At 67.5% G+C, this 20,153-nt stretch carries 18 protein-coding genes; 10 read left to right on the top strand and 8 right to left on the bottom strand.

The genetic code is table 11. The features are described 5' to 3' along the window. Positions 1-5: 5 nt before the first annotated feature. The 6 genes from pgaB to WS54_RS04975 all read left to right on the top strand — a co-directional run bounded on the left by pgaB (position 6) and on the right by WS54_RS04975 (position 8,169). Positions 6-2,102 carry a poly-beta-1,6-N-acetyl-D-glucosamine N-deacetylase PgaB gene (gene pgaB / locus WS54_RS05000; protein ID WP_059783845.1) on the top strand — a complete coding sequence of 699 codons (2,097 nt, stop codon included), beginning with the start codon at positions 6-8 and terminating at the stop codon, positions 2,100-2,102. Further along, entirely contained in the window at positions 2,099-3,370 is a 1,272-nt protein-coding gene (pgaC, locus tag WS54_RS04995; RefSeq protein WP_059783847.1) for a poly-beta-1,6-N-acetyl-D-glucosamine synthase, read from the top strand. Before pgaB ends, pgaC begins: the two co-directional genes overlap by 4 nt. Beyond that, positions 3,348-3,836 (top strand): biofilm PGA synthesis auxiliary protein PgaD, encoded by a 489-nt coding sequence (locus WS54_RS04990; protein WP_034205062.1) that lies wholly within the window; start codon positions 3,348-3,350, stop codon positions 3,834-3,836. Before pgaC ends, WS54_RS04990 begins: the two co-directional genes overlap by 23 nt. Positions 3,837-3,955: 119 nt before the next feature. Then, positions 3,956-5,779 carry a glutamine--fructose-6-phosphate transaminase (isomerizing) gene (gene glmS, locus WS54_RS04985; RefSeq protein WP_059783848.1) on the top strand — a complete coding sequence of 608 codons (1,824 nt, stop codon included), beginning with the start codon at positions 3,956-3,958 and terminating at the stop codon, positions 5,777-5,779. Beyond that, positions 5,776-7,041: a hypothetical protein gene (locus WS54_RS04980; RefSeq protein WP_059783850.1), complete on the top strand. Its 1,266-nt coding sequence runs from the start codon at positions 5,776-5,778 to the stop codon at positions 7,039-7,041. Before glmS ends, WS54_RS04980 begins: the two co-directional genes overlap by 4 nt. A gap of 291 nt (positions 7,042-7,332) precedes the next feature. After that, on the top strand, positions 7,333-8,169 hold the full coding sequence (locus WS54_RS04975; protein ID WP_059783852.1) for a c-type cytochrome: 837 nt from the start codon (positions 7,333-7,335) through the stop codon (positions 8,167-8,169). Positions 8,170-8,198: 29 nt separating this feature from the next. Here the strand turns inward: WS54_RS04975 and WS54_RS04970 are convergent, their stop codons facing one another. Genes WS54_RS04970 through WS54_RS04960 form a run of 3 tightly spaced genes read right to left on the bottom strand, consistent with a single transcriptional unit; the run spans position 8,199 to position 11,158 of the window. Beyond that, on the bottom strand, positions 8,199-9,449 hold the full coding sequence (locus WS54_RS04970; protein WP_034206216.1) for a Zn-dependent hydrolase: 1,251 nt from the start codon (positions 9,447-9,449) through the stop codon (positions 8,199-8,201). Next, positions 9,442-9,966 (bottom strand): L-2-amino-thiazoline-4-carboxylic acid hydrolase, encoded by a 525-nt coding sequence (locus WS54_RS04965; protein WP_059783854.1) that lies wholly within the window; start codon positions 9,964-9,966, stop codon positions 9,442-9,444. Before WS54_RS04965 ends, WS54_RS04970 begins: the two co-directional genes overlap by 8 nt. 25 nt (positions 9,967-9,991) lie before the next feature. Next, complete coding sequence (locus WS54_RS04960; protein WP_059783856.1) at positions 9,992-11,158, bottom strand: branched-chain amino acid ABC transporter substrate-binding protein; 1,167 nt, start codon at positions 11,156-11,158, stop codon at positions 9,992-9,994. 180 nt (positions 11,159-11,338) lie between these two features. Between WS54_RS04960 and WS54_RS04955 the strand changes: the two genes are divergently transcribed. From WS54_RS04955 to ahpF, 4 genes are all read left to right on the top strand, one after another. After that, on the top strand, positions 11,339-12,235 hold the full coding sequence (locus WS54_RS04955) for a LysR substrate-binding domain-containing protein (RefSeq protein WP_034205068.1): 897 nt from the start codon (positions 11,339-11,341) through the stop codon (positions 12,233-12,235). A 129-nt stretch (positions 12,236-12,364) separates the two neighbouring features. Continuing rightward, positions 12,365-12,574: a CopG family transcriptional regulator gene (locus tag WS54_RS04950; RefSeq protein WP_059783857.1), complete on the top strand. Its 210-nt coding sequence runs from the start codon at positions 12,365-12,367 to the stop codon at positions 12,572-12,574. 136 nt (positions 12,575-12,710) lie between these two features. Then, positions 12,711-13,274 carry an alkyl hydroperoxide reductase subunit C gene (ahpC, locus tag WS54_RS04945; RefSeq protein ID WP_034179823.1) on the top strand — a complete coding sequence of 188 codons (564 nt, stop codon included), beginning with the start codon at positions 12,711-12,713 and terminating at the stop codon, positions 13,272-13,274. A 119-nt stretch (positions 13,275-13,393) separates the two neighbouring features. Beyond that, on the top strand, positions 13,394-14,992 hold the full coding sequence (ahpF, locus tag WS54_RS04940; RefSeq protein ID WP_059783859.1) for an alkyl hydroperoxide reductase subunit F: 1,599 nt from the start codon (positions 13,394-13,396) through the stop codon (positions 14,990-14,992). Between the two features lie 95 nt (positions 14,993-15,087). Here ahpF and WS54_RS04935 read toward each other — a convergent pair whose 3' ends face one another. The 5 genes from WS54_RS04935 to WS54_RS04915 form a co-directional block, all read right to left on the bottom strand. Continuing rightward, on the bottom strand, positions 15,088-15,885 hold the full coding sequence (locus tag WS54_RS04935) for a hypothetical protein (protein ID WP_059783861.1): 798 nt from the start codon (positions 15,883-15,885) through the stop codon (positions 15,088-15,090). A gap of 168 nt (positions 15,886-16,053) precedes the next feature. Next, the gene (lpxO, locus tag WS54_RS04930) at positions 16,054-16,953 is read right to left on the bottom strand and encodes a lipid A hydroxylase LpxO (protein WP_034205072.1); all 900 of its coding nucleotides are present in this window, start codon (positions 16,951-16,953) and stop codon (positions 16,054-16,056) included. 208 nt (positions 16,954-17,161) lie between these two features. Further along, positions 17,162-17,716, bottom strand: coding sequence for a carboxymuconolactone decarboxylase family protein (locus WS54_RS04925; protein ID WP_034205073.1), 555 nt, complete (start codon positions 17,714-17,716; stop codon positions 17,162-17,164). Between the two features lie 25 nt (positions 17,717-17,741). Further along, positions 17,742-19,076: an aspartate aminotransferase family protein gene (locus tag WS54_RS04920; protein ID WP_059783862.1), complete on the bottom strand. Its 1,335-nt coding sequence runs from the start codon at positions 19,074-19,076 to the stop codon at positions 17,742-17,744. A gap of 15 nt (positions 19,077-19,091) precedes the next feature. Continuing rightward, on the bottom strand, positions 19,092-20,141 hold the full coding sequence (locus WS54_RS04915; RefSeq protein WP_059783864.1) for a C45 family autoproteolytic acyltransferase/hydolase: 1,050 nt from the start codon (positions 20,139-20,141) through the stop codon (positions 19,092-19,094). Positions 20,142-20,153 lie beyond the last annotated feature (12 nt).

Raw genomic sequence — 20,153 nt, 5'->3', positions numbered from 1 at the left:
GGGCAATGCTTCAATCCAGACGGACCTTCATGTGCGGATGCCTCGGCACGTTTGCCGCCTGTTCGCTGTTTCCGGGCGTGACCAACGCCAGGATGATCGACCTGCTGCCGCCGTCCGATCCGGCCGACGGCAAGACGTTTCGCGTGATCTGCATGCACGACGTGCGCGACAACCTGATGGCGTCGTTTTCGTCGCCGAACGCGATCATCGATCCGTTCGCGGTCGATACCGGCACGCTGACCGCGATCTTCTCGTGGCTGCAGACCAACAACTACCACACGATCACGGTCAAGCAGATCGAGGAGTCGCGGCGCGGCGGCAAGCCGCTGCCGCCGCGCTCGGTGCTGCTCACGTTCGACGACGGCTTCCGCAGCCACTACACGAAGGTGCTGCCGCTGCTCGAGCGCTTCAAGTATCCGGCCGTGATGGGCCTCGTCACCGCGTGGATCGACACGCCGCCGGATACGCCGATCCGCATCAGCGACAAGGTTCAGGTGCCGCGCGACTACTTCCTGTCGTGGGACGAGGTGAAGAAGCTCGGGCAATCGGAATTCGTCGAGCTCGGCTGCCACACCCACAATCTCCATCACGGCGCGGTCGCGAACCCGCAAGGCAACGAATTGCCGGCGACCACGTCGCATCTCTACCTGCAGGACCAGAAACGCTATGAAACCGACGCCGAATTCCACGCACGCGTGCACGACGACCTGCAGACCTGCGTGCGGCAGATCCGCGAACGCACCGGTCTCGTCGCACGCTCGATGGTGTGGCCATACGGCGCGGAAAACCAGCCCGTGCGCCAGATATCGACGTCGCTCGGCATGGACATCCAGTTCAGCCTCGATGCCGGCCCGAATACGCCGGACGTGCCGCTCGACCGGCTGAGACGGATCCTGATGATGTACGACGTCGACATCGGCGGCTTCGAGCGCTCGATGCGCGAGCCGGCGTCCAATCGCGGCGACGTCGACGTGCCCGAGCGCACCGTGCAGGTCGATCTCGACCAGGTCTACGATCCCGATCCCGCGCGCCAGGAAGCGAATCTCGGCAAGCTGATCGAGCGCATCTACCGGATGCAGCCGAAGTCGGTGTACCTGCAGGCGTATGCGGACCCGAACGGCACGGGCGTGGCCGAAGCGGTGTATTTCCCGAACCGGCACCTGCCGATGCGCTCCGACCTGTTCTCGCGCGCCGCGTGGCAGCTCAACACGCGCTCCAACGTGCAGGTGTACGCGTGGATGCCGGTGCTCGCGTTCCGGCCGCCGGCCGACAAGCAGCGCAAGCTCGAGGCCGTCAGCGCATACGGCGGCGCGCCGGCCCGCGAGAACGGCACGCGGGTGTTCCGGCTGAGCCCGTTCGATCCCGATGCGCGTCTGATGATCCAGCAAATCTACGAGGATCTCAGCAAGCACGCGTCGTTCAGCGGCATCCTGTTCAGCGACGACGCCGTGCTCGACGACTACGAGGATGCCAGCCGGCATGCGCTGCGCACCTATGCGCAATGGGGGCTGCCGGCCGACGTCGGCAAGATCCGCGAGAACCCCGACCTGATGAAGCGCTGGACACGGCAGAAGACGCGCTACCTGATCGACATGACCCGGCAGCTCGAGCAGATCGTGCTGGCCCACCAGAACGTCGGCGACGTGCTGACCTCGCGCAACATCTTCGCGATGCCGGTGCTCAAGCCCGAATCGGAAGCGTGGTATGCGCAGAACTACGACGATTTCCTCGCCGCCTACGACTACGTCGCGCTGATGGCGATGCCGTACATGGAGCAGGCGAAGGACCCGGAGGGCTGGCTGGACCAGCTCGTGAAGGCGGTGCGCACGAAGCAGCGCGGGCTGCAGCGCACCGTGTTCGAACTGCAGTCATACGACTGGCACGCGCGCAAGGACGTGCCGGCCAGCACGCTGCTTGCGCAGATGCGGCGGCTGCGCAGCGAGGGCGCCGTGAATTTCGGCTACTACCCCGACAACTTCCTGAACGGCCATCCGGAGCTCGACGCGATGCGCGACGTGATGTCGCTGAAGTCGCGCCTCGACCCCACCTCGATCAACGCGCTGATGCAGATGCAGCAATCGCCGGGAACCAAGACGCCATGAACACCCACAGCCTCATCCAGCGCCTGCAGGATTTCGTCTTCTACTATCCGTTCTTCATGTCGTATCTGTGGATGATCGGCGGTGTCGTGCACTACTTCCTGCTCGAGGAGGGCCGCGATCTGTCGACGCGCACGATCGCGTCGAGCGGCATCCCGAAGGTCTCGATCGTCGTGCCCTGCTTCAACGAAGCCGCGAACGCGCGCAGCGTGATCGCCCACCTGAACGGGATGCAATATCCGAACTACGACATCATCGCGGTCAACGACGGCAGCAAGGATCGCACCGGCGACATCCTCAACGAGCTGGCCGTCGAGATCCCGCGGCTGCTCGTGATCCATCATGCGCGCAACGAAGGCAAGGCGGTCGGGCTCACGACCGCGGCCGCGGTATCCAACGCGGACTACCTGCTGTGCATCGACGGCGACGCACTGCTCGCGCACGATGCGATCGGCTGGATGCTCGAGCACTTCCTGACCGACCCGGGCGTGGGCGCGGTGACCGGCAACCCGCGCATCCGCACGCGCACGTCGCTGCTCGGCCGCATGCAGGTCGGCGAATTTTCGTCGATCGTGGGGCTGATCAAGCGCACGCAGCAGGTGTACGGCCGCATCTTCACGGTGTCGGGCGTGATCACGATGTTCCGCAAGACCGCGCTCGCCGACGTCGGCTACTGGAGCTCGGACATGCTGACCGAGGACATCGACATCAGCTGGAAGCTGCAGTGCCGCGACTGGCGCGTCGTGTACGAGCCGCACGCGCTCAGCTGGATCCTGATGCCCGAGACGGTGAAGGGGCTCTACCGGCAGCGGCTGCGCTGGTCCAAGGGCGGCATCCAGGTGCTGCTCAAGTACGCGGGCACGCTGATGCGGCCCACGCAGATGATGATGTGGCCGCTGTTCGCCGAATACCTGATAGGCATCGCGTGGGCGTACTCGATGTCGTTCATCCTGCTGCTCGCGCTGATCGACGTCGTCTACCCGCTTCCGCCGAACTGGCATGTGTCCGTGGTGCCGCACTGGCACGGGATGCTGCTGGTCGCGACCTGCATCCTGCAACTGATCATCGGCAGCATGATCGATCGTCAATACGACGAGAAACTCCTGATGTACTTCCTTGACACCATCTGGTACCCCGTCGCGTTCTGGCTGATCAGCATGATCACCACCGTCGTCGCCCTGCCCGCCGTCGTACTGCGGGGCCGCGGCAAGCGCGCCGTTTGGGTCAGTCCCGACCGAGGCATTCAACATGAAGAACGCGCCGATTATTGACCTTTCCCTGCGCGCCCCGCGCGACATCATTGCCGAACGCGGCGGCATCGTCGGGCCCGTGCTCGTCGCGTGGTTCCGCCTCGTGCGGCCCGCGCTGGTCGGGGGTGTATGGGCATCGATCTGCATCTACACGTACCGCTACCTGTTGCCGTTCAACGAGGCCGAAATGCCGATCGAGCAGATCGTGTTCTACGTGACGAGCATCGCGCTGATCGCCGGCACGATCGTCATGTGGCTGATCGCGGGGCGCGTCGTGCATCCGCTCGCGTACCGCTTGCGCGTATCGAAGATGCTGCGGCGCTCGGCCAGCGTCAAGGTGCGCTCGGTGCCGCCGACCGCGTTCGCGAGCGCACGCCGGCGCGGCGCGCGGCGCACGACGCGCATTCTCGTCGCGTCGCACGATGCGAACGGGTCGATTTCGGGAATCGAATGGGTCGCGCACGCCGGCCCGCAGCCCCGCGAATGAATCGCCGGAGACGTGCCGCGCCGCTCGCGCCGCCTGGCCGCGCGGCGTGGCACCGCTTCCGGCATCGTGCTGGCGCGCGTCGCGCGCCGGCCGGCAACTTCCTGGAGACGAGGTGAATCATGTGCGGAATCGTCGGAGCAAGCGGCCTGAACAATCAGGTGCCGCAACTGGTCAATGCGCTGAGCCGGCTCGAATATCGCGGCTACGATTCGTGCGGCATCGCCGTGCAGGGCGACGGTCGCCTGCACAGCGAACGCACGCTGCGACGCGTGACGGACCTGCAGGATCGCGTGCTGACGCTCGGCCTCGAAGCGCAGACCTGCATCGCGCATACGCGCTGGGCGACGCACGGCGCGCCGTCGGAAATGAACGCGCACCCGATCATGTCGGGCGACACGATCGCCGTCGTGCACAACGGGATCATCGAGAACCACGACGCGCTGCGCGCCGAGCTGCGTGAACGCGGCTACACGTTTCGCGGGCAGACCGACACCGAGGTCATCGCGCACCTGATCCACAGCCTCTATCGCGACGACCTGTTCGACGCGGTGGTGCGCGCCGTCAAACGGCTGCACGGCGCGTACGCGATCGCGGTGCTCGGCGCGCGCGAGCCGCAGCGCCTCGTCGCCGCGCGCGCCGGCTCGCCGCTCGTGATCGGCATCGGCGCCAAGCAGAATTACCTCGCGTCCGACTGCGCGGCGCTCGCCGACCTGACCGACCGCTTCGTGTACCTGGAGGACGGCGACGTCGCGCTGATCACGCCGGAGCGCATCGCCGTGGTCGATGCGGGCGGACAGGAAGCGCGGCGCCCGTTGTGCGAAGTGAAGGCACGCGCGGACGATGCGGCGCTCGGCCCGTACCAGCACTTCATGCAGAAGGAAATCTTCGAGCAGCCGAAGGCGATCGCCAGCACGCTCGACGGCATCGACACGATCACGCCGGCGCTGTTCGACGCGACGGAAGGCACGGGCGCCCTGCTGTCGCGGGTGAGAAGCGTGCTGCTGCTCGGCTGCGGCACCAGTTACTACGCGGGCCTGACCGCGAAGTACTGGCTCGAAAGCATCGCGGGCGTGCCCGCCCAGGTCGAGATCGCCAGCGAATTCCGCTACCGCGACACCGTGGCCGATCCGCGCACGCTCGTCGTCGGCATCTCGCAGTCGGGCGAAACGGCCGACACCATCGGCGCGATCGAGCAGGCGCGCACGATGGGCCAGGACCTGTCGATGGCGATCTGCAACGTCGCGACCAGCACGATCGCGCGCAACGCGCCGCTGCGGTTTTTGACGCGGGCCGGCACCGAGCTCGGCGTCGCGTCGACCAAGGCGTTCACCACGCAGCTCGTCGCGCTGTTCGTGCTGACGCTGACGCTCGCGCAACTGCGCGGCCGGCTCGACGCCACGCAAGTCGCGACGCACCTGAAGCAGTTACGCGCGCTGCCCGACCGCATCGGCCACGCGCTCGCGCTGGAAACGCAGATCATGGGCTGGGCCGCGAAGTTCGCCCGCACCGAGAACGCGCTGTTCCTCGGGCGCGGCATCCATTGTCCGATCGCGATGGAAGGCGCGCTGAAGCTCAAGGAGGTGTCGTACATCCACGCGGAAGGCTATGCGGCCGGCGAGCTGAAGCACGGCCCGCTCGCCCTCGTCACGAGCGCGATGCCGGTGGTCACGATCGCGCCGGACGATCGCCTGTTCCAGAAGCTGAAATCCAACATGGCCGAGGTACGCGCGCGCGGCGGCCGGCTCTATGTGCTGGCCGGCAATCAGCTCGAAATCGACGCCGACCGCGACACGCACGTGATCCGCGTGCGCGAATCGGGCGACCTGCTGTCGCCGATCGTCAACGTGATTCCGCTGCAACTGCTCGCGTATCACGTCGGCTGCGCGCGCGGCGCCGACGTCGACAAGCCGCGCAATCTCGCGAAATCGGTGACCGTCGAATGATGTGGCGAACGCGTCCGGTACGGGCGGCCGTGCGGCTGGCCGCGGCCGCGCTTTGCGGCGCGGGCGGCATCGGCGCGGCGCCGGCGGCCCTCGCCGGCGCGCCGGCCGTGCATACGGTCACCGTGTCGAGCGCGCCGTCGCCGCAGGACACCGGCGACCCGCGGCGCTTCATGCACGGCATCGGCGTGGCCGACGCCGGCGACGGCAAACGCTGGGTGTTCTTCAGCAGCTCGGGCATCGTGCCGCGCGGTGCGCTGCGCAGCGGCAACTGGCCGCATGACGTATACGTCGGCGAATGGCAGCCCGACAAGCCGCGCGTGCTGCACGTCCGCACGTTCATCAGCCGCCCCGAAGCGCAGGAACCCGTATCGATCGCACAGAACGCGCACGGCGACATCTTCGTCACGTTCGAGGACGGCTGGAACGCGCCGCAGGAAGTCAGCCAGCGCTACGGCGTCTACCGCCGCGACCTGAAGCCGATCAAGCCCTACCCGAACGACGTCGAATCGGGCGGCCATTCGGGGCATGTCGCGACGGTCGCCGACCGTTTCGTCGTGTTCTATTCGGCCGACTGGGTCAACGGCGGCGGAGTCGACAACCTCGGCAGCGGCAACGGCGTCTACCTGAAAACCTACGACGCGGCCGGGCGCGTGCTGAACCATGTCGCGGTCGCGCCGCGCCGCCGCGAGTGGTGGCCCGTGATCGCGGGCTCGCCGCGCAACGCGCTGCTCGTATGGCAGAAGTTCATCGAAGGCAGCACGGACGCGACGCTCGAATACGCGATGTTCGATCCGGTCACCGCGAAGCTGGAAAAACTCGGATCGCTGAACGGCGCCATCCAGTACTACGTGTATTCGGCCGCCTACGTGCCGGAGATCGACCGTTTCCTCGTCGTCACGACGACCGCCGACGATCGCGGCGTCGCGATGCTGATCGCCCCGGACGGCCGTCGCACGGCGACGCTCGATTGCCTGCCCGCGTCGGTGCGCGAATCGGACATCGGCGTCGCCGGCACGCACGCGTATGTGCCGACCCGCGACGGGCGGCTGCTGACGCTCGCGCTGGCGCCGGCGGACATCGCGGTAAGCGGCGTGCAGCGCTCGCCGATTCCGTGGGGCTCGACCGGCGTCGCCGGTTTCCCGGCGCGAGGCGCGGCGATGCATTTCGTATCGCTGACGCCGTCGGGGATACGCGAAGCCGATTTCGAACCGGCGCAGCGTACGCCGATGCCGAAGAACGAAGTGTCGTGTTCGAGCCACTGACGGCACGCCGATAACGCGCTGTCGCGAACGCGGGCAGGCCGCGCGTCGCCACCTGCCCGTCGCCTTCGTCCGTCCGCCCCGCGTTACGCCAACACGTCGCTCATCAGTGATCGAGTCGCCGGGCGCGCTGTCGCGGCCCTGTTCGGGCACGACCGCCGCGCCCTTGCACACCGCTTTGCGCACCGAATTCGCCAGCGCCGCCCGTACCGGATAGACTGTCGCCCGATTCCTTCCATCGGCCGCGGCGTCCCGCCTCCTGCCGCCGCCGGAACGCCCCTTCCCGGAGAACGAATGCTGAAGCGCCAGTGGTTTTCGCTTGTGCTGCTGACGGTTTGCCTGCTCGGGCAACGCGCGTCGGCCCAGTCCACGCTCGAACTCGACACCGACGGCACCGCCCGCGCCCTCACCCGACAGACGTTGCTCGCGCGTCCGGACGCGACCGACATCCACGTGCCGCGCGACATCGCGTACGGCCGGCCGATGACGTTCCGCGCGGTGCCGTTCGCCGCGCTGCTCGGCGACACGCCGCTGCCGGCCGCCGGCGTGCTCGAAACGCGCGCGGCCGACGGTTTCGCCGCGCAACTGCCGCTCGATCTCGTGCGCCGCCGCGCGCCGGCCGGCGCGATTCCGTGGCTCGCGATCGAGGATCCGGCCCATCCGTGGCCGAAGCTGCCCGGCAAGCAGGTCAGCGCGGGGCCGTTCTATCTCGTCTGGCTCGGGCCGGACGCGTCGTCGGTGCGCGGCGAGCAGTGGCCATACCAGATCGTTCGCATCGCGATCGAATCGTCGCCGCTCGCGCGCTGGCCGTCGCTCGCCGTCGATCCCGCGTTGCCGGCGAACGACCCGGCGCGTGCGGGCCAGCACCTGTTCGTCACGCAATGTCTCGCGTGTCACCGCATCGACGGCGCGGGCAGCAGCCACGCCGGCCCGGATCTGAACGCGCCGATGAACCCGGTCGACTATTTCCAGCCTGCCGCGCTGCGCCGCTACATCCGCAACCCGGCGTCGGTGCGTGACTGGCCGGGCCGCAGCATGCCGGCGTTTCCGCCCGATCAGTTGAGCGACCGAGAGCTCGACGAGATCGTCGCGTATCTGGGGTATATGGCGCGCCGCAAGGCCGGCAAGTAAGCCGCGCGCCGGTTACCCACCCGTCGCGATTACGCTTCCTGCGCGCTCTTCAGCACCGCGTGCAACAGCACGTCGGCGCCGGCCGTCGCCCATTCCGGCGTAATCGCTTCGGCCTCGTTGTGGCTGAGCCCGTCGACGCACGGCACGAAGATCATGCCGGTCGGCGCGACACGCGCGACATAGCACGCGTCATGGCCCGCGCCGGACACGATGTCCATGTGCGACAGCCCGAGCGCACGGGCCGCGTCGCGCACCGTGTCGACGCAGCGCGGCGCGAACGGTATCGGCGCGTACGTGAAAATCTGCTCGATCTGCGCGCCGAGGCCGGTTTCGTCGGCCACGCGCGCGAGCTCCGCGCGCAGCGCCGCGTCGAGTTCGTCGAGCACCGCATCGTCGGGGTGACGGAATTCGACCGTGAAGAAGCAGCCTCCCGGCACCGTGTTGCGCGAATTCGGCCGCGCTTCGATCATCCCGACCGTTGCGCGCGCATCCGGTGCGTAGCGGCGCCCGAGCACTTCGACGAACGAGATCATCCGCGCCGCGCCGACCAGCGCGTCGCGACGGAACGCCATCGGCGTCGTGCCCGCGTGCGCGTCGACACCGGTGAGCGTCACCTCGTACCAGCGCTGCCCCTGCCCGGCGGTCACGACGCCGATCGTCTTGCCGGCCCGCTCGAGAATCGCGCCCTGCTCGATATGCAGTTCGTACGCCGCGTGCACCGGATAGCCGCCGACCGGCTCCGTGCCCGCGTAGCCGATCCGTTCGAGCTCCTCGCCGATCGTCCGGCCGGCGCCGTCGGTGCGCGACAGTCCGTATTCGAGCGTATAGACGCCCGAGAACACGCCGGCCGACACCATCGCCGGCGCGAAGCGCGAGCCTTCCTCGTTGGTCCAGATCACGACGTCGACCGGGCGCTCGGTCTCGATCCCCGCGTCGTTCAGCGCGCGCACGACTTCGAGGCCGCCGAGCACGCCGTAGATGCCGTCGTAGCGGCCGCCGGTCGGCTGCGAATCGGCGTGCGAGCCCGTCATCACCGGTGCGGCGTCGGGATTGCGGCCCGCGCGGCGCGCGAACACGTTGCCCATCCGGTCGACGCGCACCGTGCAGCCGGCGTCGCGCGCCCACTGCACGAAGAGGTCGCGCGACTCGCGGTCGAGATCGGTCAGCGCGAGGCGGCAGACGCCGCCCTTCGGCGTCGCGCCGATCTGCGCCATCCGTTCGAGCGACGCCCACAGACGCTCGCCGTCGACGCGCGGCAGGGTCACGGTGGCGTCACGCATCGCCGTGCTCCGGCGCGCTTTGCAGCGCATAGCGGAAGTCGCAGCGCCGGCCGCCCTGCATGATCGTGCTCGTGCGCGTGAGCGCGATGTCCGGCGCATAGCCCTGGATGAAATAGCTGTCGCGCGCACAGCTCAGCAGGTGCCCGATCTCGCCGAGCCCCATCGCGTGATACATCTCCGCGTAGCTGCAGCGATGCACGTCGTAGTCGTAGTGCGCGTCGTCCGCGCGCCGGACCTCGACGTCGAGCGCATCGTCCTTCTCCCACAGCACCTGCAGCGCGATGAACGACTTCACGCTCGTGCCGCCCGGCTCCTGCGCGGCGAACGTACGGCCCGCGTCGACGGCCGCGCCGCGCACAGCTTCCGCGATCACGGCCTGCGCGCGCTCGGCGCCGAACTCGCGCTTCATGATCTCGTAGATCGGCTTGATGATTTCCGCTTCGATGCGGCGCCGCGCGAGAATGCCGAGGCGCGGGTCCTCGGGTGCGGCGGCGGATGTCGGGTTCGCTTCGGTCATGGGGATCGTCCTGGTCGTTTTGCGGTTACTTGGCTGCGGCGCGCGAGCCGCCGAGCACGTCGACGACGGCCCACTTGCCGCCGCGCACCTGGTAGATCGTGAAGGCCGGGTCCTTCAGGTTGCCTTCGGCGTCGAACGCGATGCGCCCCGTCACGCCGGGCCGCTCGATCGCGCGCACGGCCGCGACCAGCTTCGCCGGCTGGGTCGTGCCGGCCTTCTGCGCGGCCGCGATCAGCGTGGCGGCGGCGTCGTACGCGAACGGCGCATGCAGTTCGATCGGCGCGTGAAAGCGGGCCTGGTATTGCGTGTCGAACGCCTTGCCGCCCGGCATCCGGTCGAGCGGCAGGCCGGGCTCGAGCGCCGTCACGCCGTCGCCGTCCTTGCCGGCGAGCGACAGGAAGGTCTGGCTCACGAAGCCGCCCGCACCGAGCAGCGGCGCGTTCACGCCGAGCTGGCGCATCCGGCGCGCGATCGGGGCGGCCTGCGCGTCGAGGCCGCCGAAGAACAAGAGATCCGCACGCTTGCCCTTGATCGCGGTCAGCACGCCGCTGAAGTCGGTCGTCTTGTCGTTCACGTACTGACGGTCGACGATCGTGCCGCCGTTCGCCTGCACGCCCTTGATGAACTGGTCGGCCAGCCCCGCGCCGAACGACGTGCGATCGTCGATCACCGCGATGCGCTTCGCCTTCAGCGTCTTCACCGCATACGCGCCGGTGAAGTTGCCGCCCGCATCGTCGTGCCCCATGATGCGGAACGCCGTCGCGTAGCCCTGCTGCGTGTATTGATGGCCGGTGGAGGCCGGCGCGATCTGCGGGATGCCCGCGTCGCGGTACACGCGCGACGCCGGCACGCTGCAGCCCGTGTTCCAGTGACCGACGACGCCGATCACGTGCTGGTCGACGAGTTGCTGCGCGACCGCGACGGCCGTGCGCGGGTCGGACTGGTCGTCGGCCGCGACGAGCTTGTAGACGACCGGCTGGCCGCCGATGGTCGGATGCTTCGCGTTCGCGTCGTCGATCGCGAGTTGCGCGCCGTTCTGCAGATCCTTGCCGATCCGTGCGGACGGGCCGGTGAGCGGCGCGGCGAGACCGATCAGGACCGTCCGTGGAGCGGACTGGGCGAACGCGGGAACGGAGGCGACCAGGGCGGCCGCCGAGAAGGCGACGCTGGCGGAGAGGAAAGCGATTTTCATGTGCGGGGGCGATCCGTCGAATCAAAAAAAACATGAAAAATATTAAATATTCGACACCCAAGCCCCAAATACCCAATTGTTGGATGCTTATGCCGTTCCCGACACATTAGCGCACATCCCTGTAAATACAGGATATTTTCGTGTTGTCGCTTACCCTGACTTTTCGATAAAATTCGATACATGAAAAATATCGAACAATTGCCGCACGATCCGCCGCTGCGCGCGGTGCGTGCGTTCGAAGCATTTGCGCGTCTGGGCTCGGTCACCGCGGCGGCGGGCGAACTCGACATCACGCCGTCGGCGGTCAGCCATCAGCTGCAACTGCTCGAAGCGTTCATCCAGACGCCGCTGACGGTACGCGAAGGCCGTCTGCTCGTGCTCACCGACGAGGGGCGCGACTACTACCGGTCGATCAGCGCGGCGTTCTCGGTGCTGCGCAGCGCGACGCGCTTCGTGCGCGACCGTTCGTCGCTGCGACAGATCACCGTCAGCCTGATTCCGCTGCTCGGCATCGGCTGGTTCATTCCCCGGCTCCACGCGTTCCTGGCCGACAACACCGATGTCGACGTCACGGTGCTGTACGCGCATCACCGCAACTACCGAAGCGATGCGTCGGACCTGTCGATCCGCTTCGGCACCGGCGACTGGCCCGGCTACCGCTGCGAGCGGCTGCTGCCGGGCGCGATGGTGCCGATGTGCAGCCCGTCGTTCCTGAAGCGTCACGGGCCGTTCCGCACGCCGGCCGATCTCGCGCGCGCACCGCTCGTGCACGACGAGGATCGCAGCACGTGGGTCAACTGGCTGCAGGGCGCCGGCGTGCGGCACGTATCGCACGCGGTGGGACCGATGTTCGAGGATGGCCAGCTCACGCTGAGCGCCGCCCGCGCGGATCTCGGCGCCGCGTTGCTGCGCGCGCCGCTGGTCCAGCGCGAACTGGCGAACGGCGAACTCGTGCAACTGTTCGATCGCGCGCTTGACGACGGGCGCGACTACTACCTGTGCACGCGCGAGGACGCGGACCTGCCGGACGGGGCGCGACGGCTGGCGGCGTGGTTGCGGAAGATGGCGGGGATTTGAGCAGGCCGGGCCGCCGCTACGCTGTCGGCCGGCTCGTCAGGAAAGCGGCACTCACATCCGGACATGCCGCGACCTTGCCCTTTTCTTGCCGGACAGTCAGGATGGGCGGGTCGTATAACGGAGGTTGCAATGACCAGAGTTCCCGTCGATCTGTCGGATGACCGGCATGCGGCACTGACCATCATCGCGGCGATCAATGGCAGTTCCCCGGCCGAGATCATCCGCGATGCAATCGATGCGTATCTCGCGCAGCACGCGATGACACTTGCTGACGATGTGTTCGGTCTATGGAAGGGCCGCGCGGTCGTCGATCTGGAGAGACTGCGCTCGGCGTGGTGAAAGCCCATGCAATCAAGGGCCGGAAGCAGATAGAAAATCCCGATGCCGCGGATTGAAACAAGCAATTTCACAACTTCAGGGTGAACCCGGATACTGGCAACACTCCACTCACCCCTGACGAAAAGGAATTGTCCAGATGCCGATCATCAACACCCAAATCAAGCCGTTCAAGGCAACCGCTTACCACAACGGCGAATTCGTGCCCGTTTCGGAAGAGAACTTCAAGGGCAAGTGGTCCGTCGTCGTGTTCTACCCGGCCGACTTCACGTTCGTCTGCCCGACCGAGCTGGGCGACCTCGCCGACCGTTACGCGGAATTCCAGAAGCTGGGTGTCGAAATCTACGGCGTGTCGACCGACACGCACTTCACGCACAAGGCATGGCACGACACGTCGGACACGATCGGCAAGATCAAGTACCCGATGATCGGCGACCCGACGCTCACGCTGTCGCGCAACTTCGACGTGCTGATCGAGGAAGAAGGGATGGCGCTGCGCGGCACGTTCGTGATCAACCCGGAAGGCGAGATCAAGCTGTGCGAAATCCACGACAACGGTATCGGCCGCGATGCAGGCGAACTGCTGCGCAAGGTCCAGGCGGCACAATACATCGCGGCGCACCCGGGTGAAGTGTGCCCGGCCAAGTGGACGCCGGGCGCGGAAACGCTGACCCCGTCGCTCGACCTGATCGGCAAGATCTGACGATCGCGCCGCGCGCCTCGCACGGGGCGCGCGACGGCGGGCCGCCGCATCGCGCGGCCCGCGCCCTCCTCCGGCACGACGTGCCCGACCAGAATTATCAATACGGAATCCGAAACGCCATGCTCGACGCCAATCTCAAGAACCAACTCAAAGCGTACCTCGAAAAAATCACGCGCCCGATCGAACTCGTCGCCTCGCTCGACGACGGCGCGAAATCGCAGGAACTGCTGGCGCTGCTGACCGAGATTGCGTCGCTGACGGATCGCGTGACCGTGATCGAACGCCGCGACGACGCCGAGCGCAAGCCGTCGTTCTCGATCGGCGAGCCCGGCAAGCCGGCCGGCATCCGTTTCGCCGGCATTCCGATGGGCCATGAATTCACGTCGCTCGTCCTCGCGCTGCTGCAGACGGGCGGCCATCCGATCAAGCTCGACGACGACGTGATCGAACAGATTCGCGCGCTCGACGGCGACTACGCATTCGAAACGTATTTCTCGCTGTCGTGCCAGAACTGCCCGGAAGTCGTGCAGGCGCTGAACGTAATGTCGCTGATCAACCCGCGCATCCGCCACGTCGCGATCGACGGTGCGCTGTTCCAGGATGAAGTCGAGTCGCGCCAGATCATGGCCGTGCCGACGATGTTCCTGAACGGCGCGTCGTTCGGCCAGGGCCGCAGCAGCGTGAAGGAAATCCTCGCGAAGCTCGATACGGGCGCCGGCGAACGCGCGGCGAAGTCGCTCCAAAACAAGCCGGTGTTCGACACGCTGATCGTCGGCGGCGGCCCGGCAGGCGCGGCCGCGGCGATCTACTCGGCACGCAAGGGCATCGCGACGGGCGTGGTCGCCGAGCGTTTCGGCGGCCAGGTGCTGGACACGATGGCGATCGAGAATTTCGTGTCGGTACAGGAAACCGAAGGGCCGAAATTCGCGACCGCACTCGAACAGCACGTGAAGCAGTACGACGTCGACATCATGGACGTGCAGCGCGCCGACGCGCTGATTCCGGGCGACGTGCACCAGATCCGCCTCGCGAACGGCGCGGTGCTGAAGGCGAAGACGATCGTCCTCGCGACCGGCGCACGCTGGCGCGAAATCAACGTGCCCGGCGAGCGCGAATACCGCAACCGCGGGGTCGCCTACTGCCCGCACTGCGATGGCCCGCTGTTCAAGGGCAAGCGCGTCGCGGTGGTCGGCGGCGGCAACTCGGGCGTCGAAGCCGCGATCGACCTCGCGGGCATCGTGAAGGACGTCACGCTGATCGAATTCGGTGCGCAACTGCGCGCGGACGAAGTGCTGCAACGCAAGCTGCGCAGCCTGCCGAACGTGACGATCGTCACGCAGGCGCAGACGACCGAACTGACCGGCGACGGCAGCAAGCTGAATGGGCTCGTCTACAAGGATCTGCGCTCGGGCGACACGCAGCGCATCGAACTCGAAGGCGTGTTCGTGCAGATCGGACTCGTGCCGAACACCGAATGGCTGAAGGGCACGGTCGAGCTGTCGAAGCACGGCGAGATCGTCGTCGATGCGCGCGGCGCGACGTCGGTGCCGGGCGTGTTCGCGGCCGGCGACGTGACGACGGTGCCGTTCAAGCAGATCGTGATCGCGGTCGGCGAAGGTGCGAAGGCGTCGCTCGGCGCGTTCGATCACCTGATCCGCCAGGACGTGGCGCCGGCGGCAACCGCTCAGCCGCAGGCCGAAGAAGCGGTCGCCGCCTGACGCGCGTCAGCCCGACGACATCAAAGTTTGTCTCTCTTGGCCCCGCATGCCTTGGTCGGCGTGCGGGGTCCTTTTTATGCCGACGCCGATCGCGCTTACTTGGTCGCGGTCGGGCTGCCGTCCGCCGGCGCAGGCGCCGTCGACTTGAAACTGCTCGATTGCCTGACCAGTTGCTCGGTCATCGCGGCCGCCACCGGATTCGCGCCGGACGACGATCCGCCCTGCCGGTACGAACCGGTGCTCGCCGGCATCGAGGATACCGGCGACATCGACGGCGGCGGCAACGACGGGTCGAGCTTCGCCGATTCCCTGACGAGCGCGGCCGTCTCCGGTGTTTCGGATTTCGTCACGACCGGCGGCGCGGCGGCGGCGTGGCGTTCGAGGCCGTCGCGCTTGCGCGGCGCGCGTTGCGTGACCTGCGCGGGCGCAGCTGACTGAGCGCGTTTGGCGGCCGGGCCTGGGGCGGGGGCCGGAGGCGAAGCCGGGACCTGCGCCGATGGGGTCGAATCCTGCTCGTCGACCGTCACGACGTGGACCTTCGGCGGCGGTGCGACCGGTTTCGTTACCGGTTGCGGCTTGTCGCTGACGACCGGAATCGCCGGCGCAGCACCGACGCGCGCGGGGGCGGCCGGCGCGGGTGTGGGCGCGGACGGAGGTGGCGCGGCAGCCGCCAGTTTCGGCGTCGTCGCGGCGGCCGGTGCCGGCGGCGCGATCGCGCCCTGCACCGCGTGATCGTTGCCCGCGGGCGCCGCGGCAACCGGCGCGGACGAATCGCCGATGCCGGCATCTTCGATCGCACGGTGATCCGCGCGCAGGAGCATCACGTACGCGGAGCCGGCCGCGGCCACCAGAAGCCCGCCGGCGATCATCATGGTTTTACGGGTACTTGTCATGCTTGCTCACCGATCATATCCACGTGAACAAGCCATGATACGCGGCCGACGCCCGTTGATCCCGCATGAATACATTTGGTTGCATTGATCACGGTGGCGCGCCGTCAGCACCGGCGATGCCGCGCCGCACTATCGTCGGACGAGAAAAATACCGCCCTCCTTCGCCCGTCAGATGCAGAAGATCGCGACCGCGATCCCGCCGAACAGCAGCCACTTGACGACGTAATACACGGTGCGATTCCACGCCTTCAACCGCTTGCCGGCGCGCCGGATCGCATACAGGTACCTGAACGCGCGATTGAGCCCGCCCGTGCGATCGCCGGTTTCGTTCGGCGACGCGGCTGCGCGCATCAGCAGTTGCCCGAATGCATCGTTGACGCGCTGCGCCCAGCGATATTTCATCGGGCGATCGATGTCGCAGAACAGGATCACGCGATCGTGCGCGGTGCGGTTTTCGGCCCAGTGCAGGTACGTCTCGTCGAACATCACGGCTTCGCCGTCGCGCCATGCATACGACTCGCCGTCGACGACGATCCGGCACGCGTCGTCGTTCGGCGTATCGAGCCCGAGGTGGTAGCGCAGCGAGCCCGCATACGGATCGCGATGCAGCCCGAGCTTGCCGCCCGGCGGCAACTGCGCGAACATCGCCGCCTTGATCGACGGAATCCGCGACAGGATCTCGACCGAGCGCGGGCACAACGCCTGCGCGGACGGATGCGGCGCGTCGTACCACTTCAGGTAGAAACGCTTCCAGCCGTGACGAAAGAATGAATTGAAACCGATGTCGTTGTACTCGCCGGACGCCTTGATCCGGCTCGCGTCGCGCAACGCGAGCGCTTCGCGGCGAAACGTGCGCCATTCGCGCTGCAGCACCGCCAGCTCCGGAAAATGATCGGTGTCGAGAAACGGCGTGGTCGGCACCGACGAGAACGCGTACGAAAAGCAGTTCAGCGGTGCGGTAAAGGTCGAGTGGTCGGATAGTTGCCTGAACAACCGGTGCCGAACCTTGCCGCGCCGATGCGTGTACACGACACACGCAATGAACACGATCAGCAGGACCCAGCGCATCGATATTTCCCCCGTGGTTATTTTGGCGAAATTCTAAAGACGGGGAAAATTTCCTGCATCGACGCGCAGGCGGAACGACGGGCAGCGGGACGACACGCCGCGAACGTCGGTCGATCGAGGCTCAAACGCCGAAAAGCCCGCGTTGACGGGCTTTTCGGGCAATCCGCACGCGCACGCGGCATGCCGCCGACGCACGCGCCGGCGGCGATTATTCCGGAAACGGCAAATCAGTTTGTCCGTCTGCGCGCATACCGAACGTGTTGAGCGTCATCGCGACGAGCGCGTAATAGCCGAGCAGCGCGACGAGGTTCACCACGGTCTCGTGGCCGAAGCGCGCCTCGGCACGTGCGAACGTCGCATCGCTCACGCGGCGCGTGTCGTACAGCTCGGTGGCGAACGCATGGATCAGCGCGTCGTCGTCCGATTCGAAGGCCGGCGCGACGCCGCGCCGGATCGCGTCGGCGGTTGCCGCCGGCAAGCCGGCATCGAGCGCGATCGGATGATGGATGTGCCACTCGGCCTGCGAGCGCCAACGCGCGGCCGTCACGAGAATCGCGAGCTCCGACAGGCGCAGCGGCAGCCCCGTGCGGTAGCGGCAGAACGCGCCGAGCTTCTGCGCGTGCTGGGCCAGTTCGGGGCTCGCGATCCAGCCGAGGAACGGCCCGTTCAGGTTGCCGCGCGGGCCGCTGAGGATGTCGGCGAGCACGGCCTTCTGTTCGTCGGTGGCCGATGCGGGATCGAAAGGAGGCAGTCTGTTCGTCATGGTGCAAATTCGCCGAGATCGAGGTTCATGCGCCGGCCGACGCGAGCGCCGCGCCGATCGCGCCGGACAGCCGTTCGACGATCGTGTCGATCTGCTGCGCGGTGCAGACGAACGGCGGCGCGACCAGGATGTGATCGCCGTGCACGCCGTCGATCGTGCCACCCATCGGATACACCATCAACCCGCGCTGCATCGCTTCGCGCTTGACCGCCGCATGCAGCTTCAGCGCGGGATCGAACGTGGCCTTGGTGTCGCGATCGCGCACGAGCTCGACGCCGACGAACAGCCCGCGGCCACGCACGTCGCCGACATGCGGATGCGCGCCGTAGTGCTCGCGCAACGACGCACGCAACTGCTCGCCGCGCGCCTTCACGTTGTCGAGCAGTTTCTCCTCCGCGATCACGCGCTGCACTTCGAGCGCCGCCGCGCACGCCGTCGCATGGCCGAGGTAGGTATGACCGTGCTGGAAGAAGCCCGAACCGTCGACGATCGTCCGGTAGATGCGGTCGCTCACCAGCGTCGCGCCGATCGGCTGGTAGCCCGCGCCGAGCCCTTTCGCGATCGTCAGCAGATCGGGCGCGACTCCGTCTTCGTCGCACGCATACAGATAGCCCGTGCGCCCCATCCCCGACATGATCTCGTCGAGAATCAGCAGCACGCCGTACTTGTCGCACACCGCGCGAATCTTCTTCAGGTAGGTACGCACCGGCGGCACCGCGCCGGCCGTGGCGCCCACCACCGTTTCCGCGACGAACGCCGCGACGTTTTCCGCACCGAGTTCGACGATCTTGCGTTCGAGCTCGTCCGCGAGGCGCTGCGCATACGCTTCGTCGGTTTCGCCCGCCAACTGGTCGCGGTACGCATAGCACGGGCTCACGTGATGCGCCTCGATCAGCAGCGGCAGGAACGGCTCGCGCCGCCACGCGTTGCCGCCGATCGCGAGCGCGCCGAGCGTGTTGCCGTGATAGCTCTGGCGGCGGGCGATGAAATGACGCCGCTGCGGCTCGCCCTTCTCGACGAAATACTGGCGCGCGAGCTTCAGCGCGGCCTCGATCGCCTCGGAACCGCCCGACACGAAGTACACGTGCTCGAGCCCGGCCGGCGCGGCATCGACGAGCCGGTCGGCCAGTTCCTCGGCCACGTCCGTCGTGAAGAACGACGTATGCGCGTACGGCAGTTGCTGCACCTGCCGCTTGATCGCGTCGATCACGCGCGGGTTGCTGTGGCCGAGACACGATACGGCCGCCCCGCCGCACGCGTCGATATAGCGTTTGCCGGTCGAATCGATGATCTCGATGCCGTCGCCTGCGACGGCAACGGGCAAGGTGGCGCGCGGGGCGCGATGGAAAACGGTCGTCATGCGTGGCCTCATGGATCAGGATGCGCGGTGTGCGCGTCCGGACGGCACGATGCGCGTCGCGAAGCGCTGCGTGCCGTGTTGATGAACGGTGAAGTCGATCGCGGTGTCGCGAATCGCGAACACCGCGGTCGCCAGCGTGTTTTCGTCGTCGGGGTCGGCCGGATCGTCGCGATAGATCGGCAGTCCTTCCGGCGCACGATCGCCGAGCACGCGCAGCAGCGCGGCTTCGTCGATCGCGTCGATGTCGCGCGTGAGCGCGTCGACGCGCTGCTGGCGATCGCCGGACGATTGCGTGACGATCTGCGCTTCCGCATCGCAACCGGGATGCACCAGATGATTCGCATGGCCCGCAAGCCGTGCGACGTCGACGACCGAACAGCGCGCGACGCTCGCCTCGATGCTCAGCAGCCGCGCATCGCCGGTCGCACCGAGCGTGTGATGAAAACCGCTCGCGCGCGCATGCGTGCGCAGCACGTCGGCGGCCGCGTCGAGCGACGTCGCGTCGAGCACGGCGCGCGCGAGGATCATGCGCGGCACGCCCGGCGCCGGCGTGCGGATCCGCAGGTTGTTGATCGCCTGCGCGATGCCGGCGCGGTTCGCGGCGAACGTATGCCCCGGCAGCGAACCGGGGTAATAGAAACTGACGAATCCGGGCTTGCCGGCGGGTTGCACGTCGACGAGCAGGCAACGTTCGCGCAGGTATGGATCGCCGTCCTCGTTGTGCGCGATCCAGCGCGCGCCGTCCGCGCCGCGCGCGGCGAGCGTCGTGCAGCCGTCCGGCGCGTTGTGAATCAGCTCGCCGCGGCAATTCCACAGAAAAATGTCCTCGGCCGGCCAGCCGACGCCCGCCGCGATCCCGTCCAGTTCCGCGACGAGGTCGGGGTACGCGGCCAGCGCGGCCTGCCGCAGCGCAGCGACGAACGGATGGCCGCGCCAGCGGCGCACGGCCTCCCATGCGCTGCTCTGCTGCATGTACGGATGGAACACGGGGCGCGCAAGCTCGCCGAGGCGCACGCCGATGTCGAACGGCGTGCCGGCGATGACGGGTGAAAGGGAAAGCGGCATGTCGGGTGTTTC

This window comes from Burkholderia sp. NRF60-BP8 (assembly GCF_001522585.2).
GTDB lineage: Bacteria > Pseudomonadota > Gammaproteobacteria > Burkholderiales > Burkholderiaceae > Burkholderia.
The sequence above is the reverse complement of the archived record's forward strand: the minus strand, read 5'-3'. Positions and strand labels throughout refer to the sequence as shown.

Excerpts from the sequence above, each read along its gene's own strand:
- WS54_RS04990 (WP_034205062.1), top strand. The coding sequence starts at position 3,348 with ATGAAGAACGCGCCGATTATTGACCTTTCCCTGCGCGCCCCGCGCGAC.
- WS54_RS04980 (WP_059783850.1), top strand. The coding sequence starts at position 5,776 with ATGATGTGGCGAACGCGTCCGGTACGGGCGGCCGTGCGGCTGGCCGCG.
- pgaB (WP_059783845.1), top strand. The coding sequence starts at position 6 with ATGCTTCAATCCAGACGGACCTTCATGTGCGGATGCCTCGGCACGTTT.
- WS54_RS04975 (WP_059783852.1), top strand. The coding sequence starts at position 7,333 with ATGCTGAAGCGCCAGTGGTTTTCGCTTGTGCTGCTGACGGTTTGCCTG.
- glmS (WP_059783848.1), top strand. The coding sequence starts at position 3,956 with ATGTGCGGAATCGTCGGAGCAAGCGGCCTGAACAATCAGGTGCCGCAA.
- ahpF (WP_059783859.1), top strand. The coding sequence starts at position 13,394 with ATGCTCGACGCCAATCTCAAGAACCAACTCAAAGCGTACCTCGAAAAA.
- WS54_RS04955 (WP_034205068.1), top strand. The coding sequence starts at position 11,339 with ATGAAAAATATCGAACAATTGCCGCACGATCCGCCGCTGCGCGCGGTG.
- ahpC (WP_034179823.1), top strand. The coding sequence starts at position 12,711 with ATGCCGATCATCAACACCCAAATCAAGCCGTTCAAGGCAACCGCTTAC.
- lpxO (WP_034205072.1), bottom strand. The coding sequence starts at position 16,953 with ATGCGCTGGGTCCTGCTGATCGTGTTCATTGCGTGTGTCGTGTACACG.
- WS54_RS04965 (WP_059783854.1), bottom strand. The coding sequence starts at position 9,966 with ATGACCGAAGCGAACCCGACATCCGCCGCCGCACCCGAGGACCCGCGC.
- WS54_RS04950 (WP_059783857.1), top strand. The coding sequence starts at position 12,365 with ATGACCAGAGTTCCCGTCGATCTGTCGGATGACCGGCATGCGGCACTG.
- WS54_RS04920 (WP_059783862.1), bottom strand. The coding sequence starts at position 19,076 with ATGACGACCGTTTTCCATCGCGCCCCGCGCGCCACCTTGCCCGTTGCC.
- pgaC (WP_059783847.1), top strand. The coding sequence starts at position 2,099 with ATGAACACCCACAGCCTCATCCAGCGCCTGCAGGATTTCGTCTTCTAC.
- WS54_RS04915 (WP_059783864.1), bottom strand. The coding sequence starts at position 20,141 with ATGCCGCTTTCCCTTTCACCCGTCATCGCCGGCACGCCGTTCGACATC.
- WS54_RS04960 (WP_059783856.1), bottom strand. The coding sequence starts at position 11,158 with ATGAAAATCGCTTTCCTCTCCGCCAGCGTCGCCTTCTCGGCGGCCGCC.
- WS54_RS04970 (WP_034206216.1), bottom strand. The coding sequence starts at position 9,449 with ATGCGTGACGCCACCGTGACCCTGCCGCGCGTCGACGGCGAGCGTCTG.
- WS54_RS04935 (WP_059783861.1), bottom strand. The coding sequence starts at position 15,885 with ATGACAAGTACCCGTAAAACCATGATGATCGCCGGCGGGCTTCTGGTG.
- WS54_RS04925 (WP_034205073.1), bottom strand. The coding sequence starts at position 17,716 with ATGACGAACAGACTGCCTCCTTTCGATCCCGCATCGGCCACCGACGAA.